Annotated in this window: 17 protein-coding genes and 1 riboswitch; of the genes, 11 read left to right on the plus strand and 6 right to left on the minus strand. The window is 69.4% G+C overall.

Annotated features, from left to right (window positions below; genetic code table 11):
• Nucleotides 1–29: 29 nt before the first annotated feature.
• On the minus strand, nt 30–920 hold the full coding sequence (locus FS845_RS06305; RefSeq protein ID WP_144631524.1) for a lysophospholipid acyltransferase family protein: 891 nt from the start codon (nt 918–920) through the stop codon (nt 30–32).
• Nucleotides 921–924: 4 nt separating this feature from the next.
• The gene (locus FS845_RS06310; RefSeq protein WP_144631526.1) at nt 925–1,833 is read right to left on the minus strand and encodes a lysophospholipid acyltransferase family protein; all 909 of its coding nucleotides are present in this window, start codon (nt 1,831–1,833) and stop codon (nt 925–927) included.
• Between the two features lie 286 nt (nt 1,834–2,119).
• Here FS845_RS06310 and metK point away from each other — a divergent pair, with 286 nt between their 5' ends.
• From metK to FS845_RS06325, 3 genes are all read left to right on the plus strand, one after another.
• Nucleotides 2,120–3,283: a methionine adenosyltransferase gene (gene metK / locus FS845_RS06315; protein WP_144631528.1), complete on the plus strand. Its 1,164-nt coding sequence runs from the start codon at nt 2,120–2,122 to the stop codon at nt 3,281–3,283.
• A 204-nt stretch (nt 3,284–3,487) separates the two neighbouring features.
• Nucleotides 3,488–3,862, plus strand: coding sequence for a type II toxin-antitoxin system RelE/ParE family toxin (locus FS845_RS06320; RefSeq protein ID WP_144631529.1), 375 nt, complete (start codon nt 3,488–3,490; stop codon nt 3,860–3,862).
• Between the two features lie 7 nt (nt 3,863–3,869).
• Nucleotides 3,870–4,160: a helix-turn-helix domain-containing protein gene (locus FS845_RS06325; protein ID WP_260986188.1), complete on the plus strand. Its 291-nt coding sequence runs from the start codon at nt 3,870–3,872 to the stop codon at nt 4,158–4,160.
• Between the two features lie 10 nt (nt 4,161–4,170).
• On the opposite strand, the gene FS845_RS06330 is transcribed toward FS845_RS06325, so the two are convergent.
• Complete coding sequence (locus FS845_RS06330; protein WP_144631533.1) at nt 4,171–5,091, minus strand: LysR family transcriptional regulator; 921 nt, start codon at nt 5,089–5,091, stop codon at nt 4,171–4,173.
• Between the two features lie 148 nt (nt 5,092–5,239).
• On the opposite strand from FS845_RS06330, the gene FS845_RS06335 reads away from it, so the two are divergent.
• From FS845_RS06335 to FS845_RS06350, 4 genes are all read left to right on the plus strand, one after another.
• Nucleotides 5,240–6,241 (plus strand): tripartite tricarboxylate transporter substrate binding protein, encoded by a 1,002-nt coding sequence (locus FS845_RS06335; protein WP_144631535.1) that lies wholly within the window; start codon nt 5,240–5,242, stop codon nt 6,239–6,241.
• Between the two features lie 57 nt (nt 6,242–6,298).
• Nucleotides 6,299–7,720: a 3-isopropylmalate dehydratase large subunit gene (leuC, locus tag FS845_RS06340; protein ID WP_144631537.1), complete on the plus strand. Its 1,422-nt coding sequence runs from the start codon at nt 6,299–6,301 to the stop codon at nt 7,718–7,720.
• Nucleotides 7,721–7,793: 73 nt separating this feature from the next.
• Nucleotides 7,794–8,450, plus strand: a complete 657-nt coding sequence (gene leuD, locus FS845_RS06345; protein WP_144631539.1) for a 3-isopropylmalate dehydratase small subunit — start codon at nt 7,794–7,796, stop codon at nt 8,448–8,450.
• A gap of 162 nt (nt 8,451–8,612) precedes the next feature.
• Nucleotides 8,613–9,509 carry an alpha/beta fold hydrolase gene (locus FS845_RS06350; RefSeq protein ID WP_144631541.1) on the plus strand — a complete coding sequence of 299 codons (897 nt, stop codon included), beginning with the start codon at nt 8,613–8,615 and terminating at the stop codon, nt 9,507–9,509.
• A gap of 36 nt (nt 9,510–9,545) precedes the next feature.
• On the opposite strand, the gene FS845_RS06355 is transcribed toward FS845_RS06350, so the two are convergent.
• From FS845_RS06355 to FS845_RS06365, 3 genes are all read right to left on the minus strand, one after another.
• Nucleotides 9,546–10,556: a Bug family tripartite tricarboxylate transporter substrate binding protein gene (locus tag FS845_RS06355; protein ID WP_144631543.1), complete on the minus strand. Its 1,011-nt coding sequence runs from the start codon at nt 10,554–10,556 to the stop codon at nt 9,546–9,548.
• 66 nt (nt 10,557–10,622) lie between these two features.
• Complete coding sequence (locus FS845_RS06360; protein WP_144631545.1) at nt 10,623–11,579, minus strand: 2-hydroxyacid dehydrogenase; 957 nt, start codon at nt 11,577–11,579, stop codon at nt 10,623–10,625.
• Nucleotides 11,580–11,594: 15 nt separating this feature from the next.
• On the minus strand, nt 11,595–12,797 hold the full coding sequence (locus tag FS845_RS06365) for a mandelate racemase/muconate lactonizing enzyme family protein (RefSeq protein WP_144631547.1): 1,203 nt from the start codon (nt 12,795–12,797) through the stop codon (nt 11,595–11,597).
• Between the two features lie 186 nt (nt 12,798–12,983).
• Between FS845_RS06365 and FS845_RS06370 the strand changes: the two genes are divergently transcribed.
• From FS845_RS06370 to FS845_RS06385, 4 genes are all read left to right on the plus strand, one after another.
• On the plus strand, nt 12,984–13,697 hold the full coding sequence (locus tag FS845_RS06370; protein ID WP_144631549.1) for a FadR/GntR family transcriptional regulator: 714 nt from the start codon (nt 12,984–12,986) through the stop codon (nt 13,695–13,697).
• Between the two features lie 250 nt (nt 13,698–13,947).
• Complete coding sequence (gene kdgD / locus FS845_RS06375; RefSeq protein ID WP_144631551.1) at nt 13,948–14,862, plus strand: 5-dehydro-4-deoxyglucarate dehydratase; 915 nt, start codon at nt 13,948–13,950, stop codon at nt 14,860–14,862.
• A gap of 102 nt (nt 14,863–14,964) precedes the next feature.
• Nucleotides 14,965–15,189: a DUF1289 domain-containing protein gene (locus FS845_RS06380; RefSeq protein WP_144631553.1), complete on the plus strand. Its 225-nt coding sequence runs from the start codon at nt 14,965–14,967 to the stop codon at nt 15,187–15,189.
• Between the two features lie 137 nt (nt 15,190–15,326).
• Nucleotides 15,327–16,370, plus strand: a complete 1,044-nt coding sequence (locus FS845_RS06385) for a glycosyltransferase family 4 protein (RefSeq protein ID WP_144631555.1) — start codon at nt 15,327–15,329, stop codon at nt 16,368–16,370.
• 106 nt (nt 16,371–16,476) lie between these two features.
• Nucleotides 16,477–16,599, plus strand: a riboswitch (S-adenosyl-L-homocysteine riboswitch).
• The last annotated feature ends 41 nt before the right edge of the window (nt 16,600–16,640 follow it).

A 16,640-nucleotide genomic window follows, 5' to 3' on the forward strand; every position in this document is an offset into this window, starting at 1 on the left:
CGGCCGGGGGGATGCCGGCTGGCGGCCAGTCAGTACAGCTTGGGTTCGCCTTCGGGACGCGTCTTGAAGCGCCGATGCACCCAATAATATTGGGACGGGCATTCGCGGACCCACGATTCGATCTCGCGGTTCAGGCGCGCGGTGGCCTCCTCAAGCGAGCCCTCACCAGGGAAATCGGCCAGCGCCGGCAAGACGCGCACCTTGTACTTGCCAGTGGCGGGGTCCCAGAAATCGACGATGGGCAGCACGGCCGCATTCCACTTGCGCGCCAGTTGCGCGGTGGCCAGCAGCGTGGCGGCCGGCACGCCGAAGAACGGCGCGAACACCGAGCCCGCGCGGCCGAAGTCCATGTCGGGCAGGTAATACACCGGACGCAGTTCGCGCAGGTGGCGGATCAGGTCGCGCACGCCATCCTTGCGGTTGACCAGGTGCACCTCGTTGAAGCGGGCCCGACCCAGGCGCACGATGGCGTCGATGGCCGGGTCGCGCTGCGGGGTGTACATGGTGGCGCCCGAAGGCACGACCATGGTCAGCCGCGTGGCGGCGGCGTCCAGCGAGGTGAAGTGCGGCGCCAGCAGGATGACCGAGCGGCCCTGCGCATGCAGGTCGGCGATCTGCGCTTCGCCTTCCAGCGCCACGGTGTCGCGGATGACGGCAGGGTCGCCGTACCACAACAGGCCGCGGTCGACGATGGACTGGCACAGTGCGCGGAAGTGATCGCGCAGCCATTGCTCGCGCACGGCGTCGGGCTGCTCGGGAAAGCACAGCTGGAGATTGCGGCGCACGATGCCGGCGCGCCGGCCGGCCAGGCGCAGCGCGGTCCAGGTCAGCACCGCGCCGGCGCGCTGTCGGCCGGCGGGGCTCATGCGGCCGAACCAGCGGAACAGGGCGGTCAGCGCCCAGGTCTTGAATGCGGTCATGGGATCAGGAGGCGTCGGGCGCAGAGGCGGCGGGCGTCGACACGCCGGGCGTCGATACGCCGGGCGTCGCTGCGTCGGGGGCGGGCGGCGCGCCGCGCGGGGTCTTGTAGCGGTTGTAGCCCCACAGGTATTGGTGCGGGAAGCGGCGGATCAGCTGTTCCATCACGCTGTTGAACAGCGCGGCCTGCGCGGCGGGGTCGGCGGGCAGCGGCTCGGGCACGCGCATGTGGTGCACGCGCCAGCCGCGGCCGCCGGGCAGGCGTTCGCCGGCCGACAGGATCACCGCCACGCCGGTCTGCGCGGCCAGCTTGCCCGGCAGCGTCATGGTGTAGGCGGGGCGGTCGAAGAAGGGCACCCACACGCCGTCGCCCACGCCGGGGGCCTGGTCGGGCAGCAGGCCCACGGCCTCGCCGCGGCGCAGGGTGCGCACGAACTCGCGCACGCCCTGCATGGTGGCGGGCACGGCCTTGATGCTGGACGTGTTGCGGGCGGTCTCCAGCACGGGGGCCAGGATGGCCTTGCGCGGCGGGCGGAACATGACCGTCAGCGGCAGCAGCTGCGCGGTGTGGCGCGCCGCGATGTCGAAGCTGCCCAGGTGGGGCGTCAGGAACAGGATGCCGCGGCCTTCGGCCAGCGCGTCGCGCACGACGTGGTCGTCGTCCGACACGACCTGCCGCATGCTGGCGTCGTGGCGGAACCAGACGCGTGGCAGCTCCAGCATCATGGCGCCGATCTCGCCCGCGGCGCGGCGCGCGAAGGCGGGGTCGGGATAACCGGCCTGCGCGGCGTTGGCGCGCAGGCGCGCGCGGTATTTGCCGGGCCAGGCGTAGATCAGCCGTCCGGCCAGGCGGCCCGCGGCATGCAGGACGGGCAAGGGCAGGGCGGCGATCAGGCGGACCAGGGAGAGCAGCATGCGGACAAGGGCAATCGGGTAAAAGAATGACCCACCGCCGCGCGCGGGGCGCGGGCGGCGGTGGCGACAAGCATGAGACTGTCATTTTCGCCTAAAATGCCCAGTAGTCGCCGAGTTAACCGACAACTTGCGGAGCGACGGCAGGCCCTGCTTCGGCGCGGCCGGCCAAAATCCGCTAAAGCGTCGCGCCCAGATCGATGTCGTCGCAGGTAGCGGTCCGGGGCGCAGCGCGCCTCGTTCAACCTGCAAGCGCCGGTGCCGCATCGGCCGCTTCAAAGGAATATCTGTGGCCAACAACGATTTTCTCTTCACCTCCGAATCCGTCTCTGAAGGGCACCCCGACAAGGTCGCCGACCAGATCTCCGATTCCATCCTCGACGCCATCTTCACGCAGGACCCCAACGCCCGCGTCGCGGCCGAGACGCTGTGCAACACCGGCCTGGTCGTGCTGGCCGGCGAGATCACCACGACCGCCAACGTCGACTACATCCAGGTCGCGCGCGACACGATCCGCCGCATCGGCTACGACAACACCGAATACGGCATCGACTACAAGGGTTGCGCGGTGCTGGTCGCCTACGACAAGCAGTCGCCCGACATCGCCCAGGGCGTGGACCGTACGTCCGAGGACTACCTGAACCAGGGCGCCGGCGACCAGGGCCTGATGTTCGGCTATGCCTGCGACGAGACGCCCGACCTGATGCCCGCCCCGATCTGGTATTCGCACCGCCTGGTGCAGCGCCAGAGCGAACTGCGCAAGGACGGCCGCCTGCCGTGGCTGCGCCCCGACGCCAAGTCGCAGGTCACGTTCCGCTACGTCAACGGCCGCCCGGTCGAGGTCGACACGGTGGTGCTGTCCACGCAGCACGCGCCCGAGATCAGCCAGGCCGAGATCCGCGAAGCGGTCATCGAGGAGATCATCAAGCCTTGCTTCCCCGAAGGCCTGGTCACGTCCTCGACCAAGTTCCTGGTGAACCCCACCGGCCGCTTCGTCATCGGCGGCCCGCAGGGCGATTGCGGCCTGACCGGCCGCAAGATCATCGTCGACACCTACGGCGGCGCGTGCCCGCACGGCGGCGGCGCGTTCTCGGGCAAGGACCCCTCGAAGGTCGACCGCTCGGCGGCCTACGCCGCCCGCTACGTGGCCAAGAACGTCGTGGCCGCCGGCCTGGCGCGGCAGTGCCAGGTGCAGGTCAGCTACGCCATCGGCGTGGCCGAGCCCATCAACATCACGGTCTACACCGAAGGCACCGGCGTCATCCCCGACGACGAGATCGCCAAGCTGGTGCGCGAGCACTTCGACCTGCGTCCGAAGGGCATCGTCAACATGCTGGACCTGCTGCGCCCCATCTACGCCAAGACCGCCGCCTACGGCCACTTCGGCCGCAGCGAGCCCGAGTTCTCGTGGGAAGCCACGGACAAGGTGCAGGTGCTCAAGCGCGCGGCGTGATGCCGGCTGCATGAGCAGGCCCGCCGTGCAATGCGGCGGGTGTAGGGGGGCGGACCTTTTGGGGTTCGCCCTTTTTTGATTTTTATTGCATGGGCGGGGTTGTCTACCTACCAGAATTGCTAGCTGTCATGTGTTGACGGCGATGGATATGCTTATGTGTTCTATATCACTAAGTGGCATAATGATCCGTCGATGCGACCCGTCATGCGTATCTACAAAACCCGGCCATTCGCCAGATGGGCGCGCCAGGAAGGATTGAGGGATTCCGCGCTGGCTGCCGCGGCGGCTGAAATACAGGCTGGATTGATCGACGCCGAATTGGGTGGGCACGTGGTGAAGAAGCGTGTGGCGCTACCGGGCCGTGGCAAGCGCAGCGGTGCGCGCACCTTATTGGCCTATCAGCGCGACGATCGTTTTTTCTTCCTTTATGGCTTCGCCAAGAATGAAAAGGACAACATCGACGAACGCGAGTTGCAGGCTTTGAAGCGGTTATCAGGAATCTTGTTGGGATGGGAGCCAGCACAATTGCGGCTTGCCGTCGCCGCAGGCAGATTGATCGAGGTGAACAACGATGGCTAGTCGACTGTTGAAGACGCTGCAGGAGACGGCACAGGATTTTGCGGACGTAGGCCTTATCGACGCACAGACCATGCGCGAATTCGATCCCGCCACCCTGCCTCCCGTTCCGTCCTACTCCGCAGCGGAAATCAAAGCATTGCGGTTGCGGCATCGAGCCAGCCAGGCCGTGTTCGCGGCCTATTTGAATACCAGTGCGTCGACTGTCCAGAAGTGGGAGCGCGGGGACAAGCATCCCAATGGCCCCTCGTTGAAGCTGCTCGACCTGGTCTGCCGCAAGGGCCTCGACGTCCTGCTTTGACGCCTGCCCCTCACCACGCCGCGCTGCCCGCCACGCGGCGCAGGTGGCCGGCCAGGCGCTGCGACAGGAAGTCCACGAAGGCGATGGTCTTGGCGGGCAGGTTCAGGCGCTCGGGGTACAGCGCGTAGATGTCGGCGGGCGGCGTGGCCCAATCGGGCAGCACTTCCTGCAACTGCCCGCCGCGCAGGTACGCGGCCGTTTCCCATTCCGAGCGCATCACGATGCCGTGGCCGTCCAGCGCCCATTGCAGGGCGCTCTGGCCGTCGTTGGCGCTGAGCGCGCCGCGCACCTTCACCGCTTCGCTGCGCTGGCCCGATTGCAGGTGCCAGGTGCCATAGGCCACGTTGTCCTCGCGCACCACGATGCAGCGGTGGCGTGCCAGGTCGCCCGGCGCGCGCGGCTCGCCGTGGGCGCGCACGTAGGCAGGCGAGGCGCACAGCAGGCGGCGGTTGGAGGCCAGCTTGCGCGCGGTGAGCCGCGCGTCGGGCATCTCGCCGAAGCGCACGCCGACGTCGTAGCGCTCGTCCAGCAAGTTGATGGGACGGTCCGTCAGCTGCATCTGCACCTCGACCTCGGGATACTGCCGCACGAAATCCGACACGGCCGGCACGACGTACGCGCGGCCGAAGCCGAACGTGGCGTTCAGCCGCAGCAGGCCCTTGGGTTGGGCGCGCGTGCTGGCCACGCTGCGCTCCAGCGCCTCGAGCTCGGCCAGGATGCGGCCGCCGCCGGCCAGGTAGATTTCGCCCTCGTGCGTGACGCTGGCGCGCCGCGTGGTGCGGTTCAAGAGCCGCACGCCCAGCCGCCGTTCCAGGTTGGCCAGCCGGGTGCTGACGGCGGGCGGCGTAACGCCCAGCTCGCGCGCAGTGGCGGAGAGGCTGCCGTGGCGCACCAGCAAGGAAAAGAACGCGAGATCGGAGAGACCGTCCATGCCCGGGATTCCTGTGCGCGGATTATTAAATTGGATTGAATAAAGGTTTATTCAAGCATTAATTATAAGAATCCACTACGCCTATACACTGCCCTGGACCACCCAAGCCGCCGGAAGAACAGGCGGTCCATCGAAGAGGAGACAACGTATGGCCCCCGCTTTCCTGCCGTCCCGTCGCATCCTGGCATCGACCGCCTGTGCGGTCTCCACCGCGGCCGCGTTGGCCGCCGCGCCCGCGCAAGCCGCCGAGGCCTTTCCGCAACGTCCCATCACGCTGGTCGCGCCGTTCGCGCCTGGCGGCAGCGTCGATATCGCCGCGCGCCTGATCGCGGATGCATGGGGCAAGGCGCTGGGGCAGTCCGTCGTGGTGGAAAACCGCGCCGGCGCCTCGGGCAACATCGGCATGGCCGCGGTGGCGCGGGCCAGGCCGGATGGCTACACGCTGGCCATCAACACCATGTCGCTGGCGATAAATCCCTCGCTGTTCAAGGACATGCCGTTCGACACGCTGAAGGACCTGCGTTCGGTCGGCACGGTGGCCACCTCGCAGCACGTGCTGACGGTGACCAACAGCCTGCCCGTCTCCAACGTGGCGGAGTTGCTGGCCTATGTGCGGGCGCGGCCGGACAACGAACTGAGCTTCGGCTCGGCGGGCTCGGGCAGCACCTTCCACATGGCCGCCGAGCTGTTCAAGTCGGTATCGAAGACGCAGATCCTGCACGTGCCCTACAAGGGCGGCGGCCCCGCCATGGTGGACACCATCAGCGGGCAGGTGCAGATGAGCTTTCCGGTGCTGTCGGCCGCCAAGCCGCAGGTCGACGGCGGCAAGCTGAAGGCGCTGGGGGTGACCGGCAAGACGCGCTCGCCGCTGCTGCCCGAGGTGCCCACCATCGCCGAGTCCGGCCTGCCGGGCTACGAGTTCAACACCTGGTTCGTCGTCAGCGCCCCGGCCGGCACGCCTCAGGCGGTGGTGGACACGCTGAACGCCAAGCTGGCGCAGGCGCTGCGCACGTCCGAGATGACGCAGCGGCTGGGCAAGGAAGGTTTCGAGGCCTGGATCTCGACGCCGTCGCAGACCGACCAGATGGTGGCCGGCGAGCTGACGCGCTGGGCCGGCGTCATCAAGGACGCCGGCATCACGCCCAACTGATGGGCATCCGCCCGCCGCGCGGCACGGCCGCGCGCGGGCCGCACGAAGGAATCGATCATGCCCGCCATGACCCTGTACGACAAACTGGTGGCCAGCCACACCGTGGCCCGGCTGGATGCGGAGCACGTGCTGCTGTACGTGGACCTGCACATCATGAACGAATACACCAGCCCCCAGGCCTTCAGCGGCCTGGCGGCGCGCGGCCGGCGCACGCTGCGGCCGGGCCAGCAGATGGCGGTGGTCGATCACATCATCCCCACGCATCCCGTGCCGGCAGCCCTGCGCACCATCCAGGACGAGGCGTCTGCATTGCAGGCCACCAACCTGGCGCGCAATTGCCGCGAACACGGCGTGGCGCTGTTCGACACCAACGATCCGCTGCAGGGCATCGAGCACGTGATCGCGCCGGAGCACGGCATGATCCGGCCTGGCATGGTGGTGCTGTGCGGTGACAGCCACACCACCACCTACGGCGCGCTGGGCGCGCTGGGATTCGGCATCGGCACGTCCGAGGTCGAGCACATCCTGGCCACGCAGACGCTGGTGTACCGCGTGGCGCGCAACCTGCGCATCCGCGTGGACGGCCGGCTGGGCGCGGGCGTCACGGCCAAGGATCTGGTGATCCACGTGGTGCATCGCATCGGCGCCCAGGGCGCGCGCGGCCACGCGGTGGAGTACAGCGGCACGGCCATCGACGCGCTGTCGGCCGAGGCGCGCATGACCCTGTGCAACATGACGGTGGAAGCCGGCGCGCGCGCCGCGCTGATCGCGCCGGATGCCACCACCGTGGACTACGTCTGTGCGCATGCCCCCGACCTGCGGGGCGCAGCCGGCGAGGATGCGCGCCGATACTGGCAGTCGCTGCATTCCGACGACGAGGCCCGTTTCGACGTCGAACACCGCATCGACGCCGCGGGCATCGCGCCTTACGTCACCTGGGGCACCAGCCCCGACCAGGCCATGCCGGTGGACGGCAGCGTGCCCGATCCGCAGGCGGCGGCCGACGCGCTGGCGCGCATCGCCTTGCAGAAGGCGGTGGACTACATCGGGTTGGCTCCCGGCACGCCCATCGCCGGGGTGCCGGTGGACCGGGTGTTCATCGGCTCGTGCACCAATGGCCGCATCGAGGACCTGCGTGCCGTGGCCGACGTGGTGCGCGGCCGCAAGGTGGCGGACGGCGTGCGCGCGATGGTGGTGCCCGGCTCGGGCGCGGTGCGCAGGCAGGCCGAGGAAGAGGGCATCGCCGCGCTGCTGGTCGAGGCCGGCTTCGAGTGGCGCCAGCCGGGCTGTTCGATGTGCCTGGCGATGAACGACGACGTGCTGCGCCCCGGCGAGCGTTGCGCATCGACCACCAACCGCAATTTCGAGGGACGGCAGGGGCGGGGCGGACGCACCCACCTGATGAGCCCGGCCATGGCGGCGGCGGCCGCGCTGACGGGCCGCATCGTCGACGTGCGCGAGTTGCGGACGGACGCGTAGTCGATCCGGGCCCCGCCGGCGCGACGCATCGCGGCATGCACGACCCTACACTGAACACCATCGAGGCATATCCATGAACAACCCTGCCCGCATCGAGGCCGTGGCCGCGCCGCTGCCCTACAGCAATCTTGATACCGACCAGATCATGCCCAAGCAGTTCCTGCGCATCATCGACAAGGCCGGGCTGGACCGCGGCCTGCTGTACGACCTGCGATTCGACGAGACCGGCGCGCCGCGCGCCGACTTCGTGCTGAACCAGCCCGCGTGGCGCGACGCCGGCATCCTGGTGACCGGTCCGAACTTCGGCTGCGGCTCCAGCCGCGAGCATGCCGTGTGGGGCTTGCAGCAGTCCGGCATCCGCGCCATCATCGCGGCGAGCTACGGCGAGATCTTCTACTTCAATGCCTTGAACAACGGCCTCTTGCTGATCACGCTGGAGCCGGCGGAAGTGGATGCCCTGCTGGAGCAGGTCGGCGACCCCGCGCGCAACCGCATCGCCATCGACGTGGCGGCCGGCCAGGTGCACGGCGCCGACGGCTGGCAAGCGGGTTTCACGCTGGCCGAACGCCACCGCCGCATGTTCGCCGAAGGCCAGGACATGGTGGGCGCCACGTTGGCGCAGCTGGCCGACATCGAGGCTTTCGAGACCGCGCATTGGCGGCGCCACCCCTGGATGAAGGACGTGGCCGCGCAGGTGCGCCATCGTTTGGATCAACAGATTTTTGCATGAGCCCGCCGGGCCGCCCCAAGGGCGAATACCGCAGTGCGGAGCACGGAGGTGCAGTATCAGCCCGCCGGGCCGCCCCAAGGGCGAATACCGCAGTGCGGAGCACGAAGGTGCAGTATCACCCGCCGGACCGATTACCGCAGTGCGAAGCACGAAGGAACACCAATGACCTCGCTTTTCGATCTGCCCCTGCAACGCCTGCGCGCCAACGGCATCGAGCTGGCCGCGCGCATCGGGGGCGAAGGCCCGCCGATGCTGCTGCTGCACGGCCATCCGCAGACGCACGTCATCTGGCATCGCATGTGGCCGACGCTGACGCGGCACCGTACCTGCGTCGCCGTGGACCTGCGCGGCTACGGCGACAGCGCCAAGCCGGCGGCCTCGGCGGACCACGCCGCGCATTCCAAGCGGGAGATGGCGCGCGACGTGGCCGAGCTGATGCGCGGTCTGGGCCACGAGCGCTACGACGTGCTGGCGCATGACCGCGGCGCGCGCGTGGCGCATCGCCTGGCGCTGGACCACGCGGACAGCGTCGATCGCATGATGCTGCTGGACATCGCGCCCACGCTGGACATGTACGAAGGCACCACGCGGGCCTTCGCGCAGGCGTACTACCACTGGTTCTGGCTGATCCAGCCCGCGCCGCTGCCCGAGACCATGATCGAGCGCGACGGCGAATTCTACGTGCGGTCCATCATGGGCGGCCGGCCCGGCGGCCTGGCGCACTTCACGGACCAGGCGCTGGCCGAGTACACGCGTTGCGCGCAACTGCCCGGCTGGGCCACCGGCATCTGCGAAGACTATCGCGCGTCGGCCACCATCGACCTGGAGCACGATCGCGCGGGGCGGCAGGCCGGCGAACGCATCCGCGCGCCGCTGCGCGTGCTGTGGGGCGAGCGCGGCGCGGTGGGCAGGAATTTCGACGTGGTTGGCCTGTGGGCGGCCGTGGCCGATACGGTGTCCGGCCGGGCGCTGCCCTCGGCCCATTACCTGCCCGAGGAAGTGCCCGACGCGGTGCTGGCCGAGGCGGGCGAATTCTTCGGATGGCCCGCCTCGTCGTGATCACCCCGGCCGGCCGGCGCAATACCCGTCGCGCGGCTACTGCAGCGACACCCCCGCGTCCTTCACCACCGTGCCCCACCGCTGCGTCTGATCGCGCATCCATTGGGCCAGTTCCGCCGGCGTCCGGCTGACGGGTTCCGAGCCCAGGTCGGACAGCTGTTTCCTGAGTTCGGGACGGCTCAGCACCGCGTTGACGTCGCGGTTGATCTGCGCCACGACGTCGGGCGGCGTGCCGCCGGTGGTCATCAACCCTTGCCACGAGCCGGATTCGAAGCCTGCCGTGGTCTCGCCCACCGTGGGCGTATCCGGGATCAGCCCGAAGCGCTGGGCGCTGCCCACGGCCAGCAGTTTGATCTTGCCCGCCTTCACCAGCGGATAGGTGGCCAGGAAGCTGTTCATGGTGGCGTCGATCTGGCCGCCCGTCAGGTCGGACAGCACCTGCGCGCCGCCCTTGTAGCCGATGTAGTTCCAGCTGTAGCCCATGCGGCGCGCCAGGTCGATGCCGGCCAGGTGCGTGATGGCGCCGGTGGTCTCGCCGTAGTTCAGTTTGTTCGGATGGGCCTTGGCATAGGCGGCCAGCTCTTTCACGTTGGACACCGGCAGGTCATTGCGCACCACCAGGATGTGCGGCGAGTAGGCCACGAAGGACACGGGCGACAGGTCCTTCTCGGGGTCGTAGCCCAGCTTGGGATACAGCGCGGGCGAGATCGCCAGGCTGCTCAGGTCCATCAGCAGCAGGGTGTGGCCGTCGGCCTCCGAACGCGCCACCAGGGTGGCGCCGATGTTGCCATTGGCGCCGGGCTTGTTCTCGACCACCACGGGCTGGCCCCACAGCGTGCCGAGCTCCTTGCCCAGCAGGCGCGCCAGCACGTCGGAGGCGCCGCCGGCCGGATTGGGCACGATCAGGCGCACGGGCTTGTCGGGCCAGCCGGCCGCGGCCGCCAGCGAGGGAACGGCGCCGCACAGCAGCGCCAGCGTGGTCGCGGCCAGTGCGCGCAAGGCGGCACGCCGCATGGCGCGCGGGGCGCCAGCAGGAAGGGTACGCATCGGTGTTGTCTCCAGGATTGTTCGAATGTTCGTCGCCCGTGCTGCCGGGCTGCGCACCGCGTGTCGTCAGTGACCCGCGCGCACGACGTTCTCCAGGGGTTCGCCGGACTGCAATCGGCGGATGTTTTCAGCCATGAAGCGATAGCGGCGGTCCAGCAGGCCCGGCGTCATGGCGGAAATGTGGGGCGTGCCGCGTACGTTCGGCAGGCTGTGCAGGGGCAGGCTCGCCGGCGCGGTGGGGGCGCCGCCGGGGGCGGGGTATCGGTACCAGACGTCCAGCGCGGCGCGGCCCAGCCGCCGCTCGCGCAAGGCGTCGTACAAGGCCTGTTCGTCGACCACCTCGGCGCGCGCGACGTTGACCAGCAGCGCGTCCGGCGGCATCCGGGCCAGCGCCTCGTGGCCGATCAGGCCGCGCGTGGCGTCGTTCAACGGGCAGCACAGCACCAGCACGTCGGCCGAGGGCAGCACGTCGTGCAGCGCCGCGACCGGGCGGTGCCGCACGCCGTGGGCCGGGTCGCCCTGGCCGCCGCGGGTCAGCGCCACCACGTTCATGTCCAGTGCGCGCGCGCGGCGCGCCACTTCCTGGCCGATGTGGCCGTAGCCGACGATGACCACGGTGCGGCCGGCGGCCTCGCCGTGCATCGCCCGCCTCGCATAGGCGCGCGGCCAGGCGTCCTCGTCCAGCACGGCGGGGTACGCCCACGGCGTCAGCGCGTGTTCCAGGATGGCGTGGATGACGAACTCGGCGATGGGCACTTCGTGGCCGTGCACGTTGCACACCCAGCTGGAGGAGGGCAGGTCCGCCACCGCAACCTGATCGACGCCAGCGCCGGGCACCTGCACCAGGCGGCCGCGGATGCGCCGCGCGTCGCGCGGCGCGATGCTGTTGGCGATGACGACGTCCGCGCCGATGTCGCCCGTGGCGGCGAAGGCCGCGCGGCCCTCGACCTGATAGTCATTGCCCAGCAGCTGCTGCAGCCGCGGGGCGTGTCCTGCATGCAGGCCGACGATTTCGATGCGCATGTGCGTTCTCCGGGATCAGGCCTTGCGGCTTTCGCGTACGGTGGTGTCGGCCGCCAGCCGGAAGGCGGGTATGAGCGCCGTGCCCAGCCCGGCGGCCGTGGGCGCCAGGGCGCGGCCGTCTTTCAGCACCGGCAGGTCGGTGACCAGGTCGCGATACCAGGTGGCCAGGGTGGCGCGCACCACTTCCTGGAAGATGGCGGTGGGCGCATGCAGGGCCATGTGCAGGCCGGCCATCAGCGTCACGGGGCCGGTGCAGTCGTGCGGCGCCAGCGGCCTGTTGTAGGCCTGCGCGAAGGCGGCGATCTTGCGGCCTTCGGTCACGCCGCCGCACCAGGCCAGGTCCAGCATCACCACGTCCAGCGCGTCGGCGGCCAGCAGGTCGCGGAACTGCCGCACGCCGCCCAGGGTCTCGCTGCCGCAGATCTGCGTACGTGTCTGGCGGCGCAGGTCGGCCAGGCCATGCGCGTCGTCCATCTTCGACAGCGGGTCCTCGGCCCAGAACACGCCGTAGTCTTCCAGCGCGCGGCAGATGCGCAGCGCGGCGTGGCTGCCCCACAGGCTGTGCAGCTCGCACATGATCTCGATGCGCTCGCCCACCGCCGCGCGGATCCTGCGAAACGGCTCCAGGCCCGCCTTCAGGTCGGCCAGGCCGATGGTGTGTCCGCCCGTGGCCGGCGCATAGATGTCGAACGGCCAGATCTTCATCGCGCCATAGCCTTCGGCCAGCAGGCTTTCGGCCAGCGCGCCCGCGTCGCGCATGAAGGCGACCTGGTCGTCGTACGGCCCGGCGCTGCGGTCCTCGCTGCCGATGTCGCGCCTCGTGCCCGTGGTGTTGTAGGCATAGCCGGCGCAGGTGTTGTAGACGGGCACCGTCTGCCGCGCGCCGCCGCCCAGGGCCACGTAAAGCGGCACCTGGGCGCGCTTGCCGGCCAGGTCCCACAGGGCGATGTCGACGGCGCTGGCGGCGCGCACCTCGGCGCTGGAGCCGCTGAAGCCCACGTAGGGGTTCAGCAGATGGCGCGAGATGGCCTCGATGTGTTCGGCGTCGCGGCCCAGCAGCCACGGCGCGATCTCGTCGTGCAGCAGGGTCTCGACCGTGGCCGCGCCGCGGAAGGTCTCGCCCAGCCCGACCAGGCCGTCCTCGGTTTCCAGTTCCACCCAGACCAGGCTGGGACGTTGCGGCGTGCGCAGGGTGCGCAGGCAGGTGATCTTGGGCATCGTGTCGTCGTTGTGGGCGCGACAGCCGGAGGGCCGCCGCCTTGGACCGCATCATGGCCCCGAGCTGTAAGCGCTGTCAATATCTGTGAGACAGATATCTGTTATTCTGCCAATGCTGTCATACAGCATTGTTTGTGCAGCCACCTGGCTTGCGGCCCTCCGTCCCTTTGACGCACACTGCGCCCCATGAAAACTTCTCCTGCCGACCGGCTGTTAAGCGACAGGGCGTACGAAGAACTCCTGGCCCTGCTGGGCACCGACGAGTTCGCGGTGGGCGCGCGCCTGCCGGCGGAGAACGCCCTGGCCGAACGCTTCGCCGTGTCGCGCCCGGTGCTGCGCCAGGCGCTGGCCCGGCTGCGTGCCGAGGGCCGCATCCAGTCGCGCAAGGGGTCGGGCCATTTCGTGGACCAGCCCCGGCCGCAGGCCAGCATGGTCAGCTTCGGACACCTGACCAGCATCCCCGACGTGCGCAGCTTCCTGGAGTTCCGCTGCAGCGTGGAGGGCGAGATCGCCGCCCGCGCTGCCCTGCACCATACGGAAGACGACCTGGCGCGGATCGCCGGGCGGCGCCAGGATTTCGAGCGCGCCCTGCTGGCCGGCGCGTCGGGCGTCGACGAGGACATCGCCTTCCACCTGGCCATCGCCCAGGCCAGCGGCAACCGCTTCTTTTCCATGACCATGCAGGCGCTGGTGGCGCAGACGCGCTTCAGTATCGAACTGGTGCGCAGCCTGTCCGGCCGGCCGACGGCGGAGCGGTTTGACGAAGTCTGCCGCGAACACGCCGCCATCGAGTCCGCCATCGCCACGCGCGATGCGCGCGTGGCCCGTGATGCGATGCTGGCGCACCTGCATGGCGGCATTTCGCGGCTGTTCGGGTCGCCAGCGCAGCCCTCGGCCTGAGGCCGGGCCGGAGGCGGCGTTCCCCAACTTGAAAGCGGCGCTTTCAAGTGATCGTACAACTTGTTGTGCGAAAGCCCTGCGATGTACAGGTGATGGACGGGACGCGTTGGATTTTTGAAATTTAAGTTGTATGATGACTGACAGATCGCCGTGCCACAGTCAGTGGTGGACGGCGAGCCTCACCCGTCTTCCGGCATCGCCCCCTGGCGCGGTCCCCACCTCCGAATCCGATCCTCCCCTGGAGACTGAATTGACCACCCCGATTGAACTTCGCGAAATCCTGTCCGATGGTCTGCTGTCGTTCCCCGTGACCGACTTCGATGCCGAGGGCCGCTTCAATGCGCGCACCTACGCCCAGCGCCTGGAATGGCTGGCTCCGTACGGCGCCAGCGCGCTGTTCGCCGCCGGCGGCACGGGCGAGGTCTTCTCGCTGTCGGGCAGCGAATACGGCGACGTGATCCGCACCGCGGTGCAGGGCGCGCGCGGCCAGGTGCCGATCCTGGCAGGCGCGGGCGGCCCCACCAACACGGCCATCGCCATGGCTCAGGAAGCCGAGGCCGCGGGCGCCGCGGGCCTGCTGCTGCTGCCGCACTACCTGACCGAAGCCAGCGAAGAGGGCATCGCCGCCCACGTGTCGCAGGTCTGCCAGTCCACCAAGCTGGGCGTGGTGTTCTACGCGCGCGCCAACTCGCAGCTCAACGCCGAGACGCTGGCCCGCCTGGCCGACAGGCATCCCAACCTGATCGGCTTCAAGGACGGCCTGGGCGACATCGAGAAGATGGTCCGCATCCGCCGCAAGCTGGGCGACCGCTTCTCGTACCTGGGCGGCCTGCCCACCGCCGAGGTCTACGCCGAGGCCTACCGCGCCCTGGGCGTGCCGGTGTACTCGTCGGCCGTGTTCAACTTCATCCCCAAGACCGCCGTCGAGTTCTTCCGCGCCGTGTCGACGGGCGACACCGCCACCACGGGCCGCCTGCTGGACACGTTCTTCCTGCCCTACCTGGACATCCGCAACCGCCGCAAGGGCTACGCGGTCAGCATCGTCAAGGCCGGCGCCAAGCTGGTCGGCCACGACGCCGGCCCGGTCCGCGCCCCGCTGACCGACCTGACGGGCGAAGAGATGGAGCAGCTCAAGGCCCTGATCGACAAGCTCGGCCCGCAGTAACCCACCCCGCGGATTCGCGGGAATGCAAGCCCTGTCTGCCGTATGCATGCGGCAAGCAGGGCTTTGTCATTGGGGGCGGCCCCCCGGTGGTAAGCTGCGGAAATGCCTGACGTTTTCTCGCCCGACGACGCCGCCGACGCGTCGTCCCGCGCCTTCACCGCCTCCGATTCCCCCTGCGTGGCCATCTGCTCGACCCTGTTCGACGAGGTCTGCCGGGGTTGCGGCCGTACGGCCATGGAGGTCGCGAATTGGGTCTTCCTGGACGAGCAGGAGAAGCGCGTGATCTGGGCGCGCATCAAGTCGCAGGGCTACCCCCGGCGCGGCTGACGCCGCGTTGCGCGGCCTCCATTGCGGATGGGCCCGCTGTGGGCGGCCCCACCTAGGCGGCCCCGTGCCAACCCTGTCTTGGACATGTCATGTAATGCAGGCTTAATGCGGGCATTGTTCATCGCCGGGGCCCTGCCATGCAGATCGTTCTCGTCACGGACGCCTGGCGTCCTCAGGTAAACGGGGTGGTCCGCACCTGGACCACGATGCTGCAACTGCTGCGCGAATGGGGCCACGAAGTCATCGTGATCAGCCCGGAAGGCGGCCGCACCATTCCCGCGCCCTCCGAACCCGATCTGCGCCTGTGCCTGCAACCCGGCCGCCAGTTGCGCCGCCTGCTGGGCGACGTGGTACCCGACGTGCTGCACATCGCCACCGAGGGCCCGCTGGGCCTGGCGGCGCGCCGCATGGCCCTGCGGCGCGGCTGGCGCTTCACCACGGGGTTCCACACCATGTTCCCCGACTATCTCGAAGCGCGCATGGGCATCCCGGCCTCGCTGCCGTGGCGCTTCATGCGCTGGTTCCATCGTCCCTCGCAATGCGTGCTGGTGCCCACCCCCACGGTGCGCGACATCGTGGCCAGCCGCGGCCTGAAGAACCTGCGCGTGTGGTCGCGCGGCGTGGACGGCAGGAAGTTCCAGCCGGGCCCGCGCGATTTCCTGGCCGACCTGCCGCGCCCGATCTTCCTGTCGGTGGGCCGCGTGGCCAAGGAAAAGAACCTGGACGCGTTCCTCGAGCTGGACCTGCCCGGCAGCAAGGTGGTGGTGGGCGCTGGGCCCGACGAGGCCCGCCTGCGCCGCAAGTTCCCGAACGCGCACTTCGCCGGCCCGCAGCCGGACGACATGCTGCCCAAGTACTACTCGGCGGCCGACGTGTTCGTCTTTCCCAGCCTGACCGACACTTTCGGCCTGGTGATGCTGGAGGCCATGGCCTGCGGCACGCCGGTAGCGGCGTTCCGCAGCGAGGCGCCGCTGGCCGTGGTGCAGCAGGGCCTGACGGGCTGCCTGGACGACGACCTGGCGCGCGCCTGCCGCGGCGCGCTCGAACTGGACTGCGGCGCCGTGCGCGATCACGCCGTCACGCGCACCTGGGACGCCATCGCGCACGACCTGCTGGCGGCATTCGTGCCGCTGACGCCCGCCACGGTGTTCGCCGATCCCAAGCCGCACAACGCCACCTGACGGCAGGCCGCCGCGGCAGGACGCGCGTCCGCCGCCGGTGTCGCCCGGCGCGCGGGAAAACAGGGAATTTTGCCCAGCACGCCTTGCCGCGTTTACAATACCTTCCAATCCTGAGGAGCGCTGCGACGATGCCGCCCCGCGGCCCTTGCGCCGCACGGTTCGCCAGGCTCAGGAATCCTTGTCTCAGGCGTTGCGTTCGCGCGGCGCCCAGCAACGGCGCTCACCTCTGTCGCATCGGACGGCAAGGTGGGCACCTATCTCCCCCATGGT

This window comes from Bordetella genomosp. 13 (genome assembly GCF_007679965.1).
Classification (GTDB): domain Bacteria; phylum Pseudomonadota; class Gammaproteobacteria; order Burkholderiales; family Burkholderiaceae_B; genus Bordetella.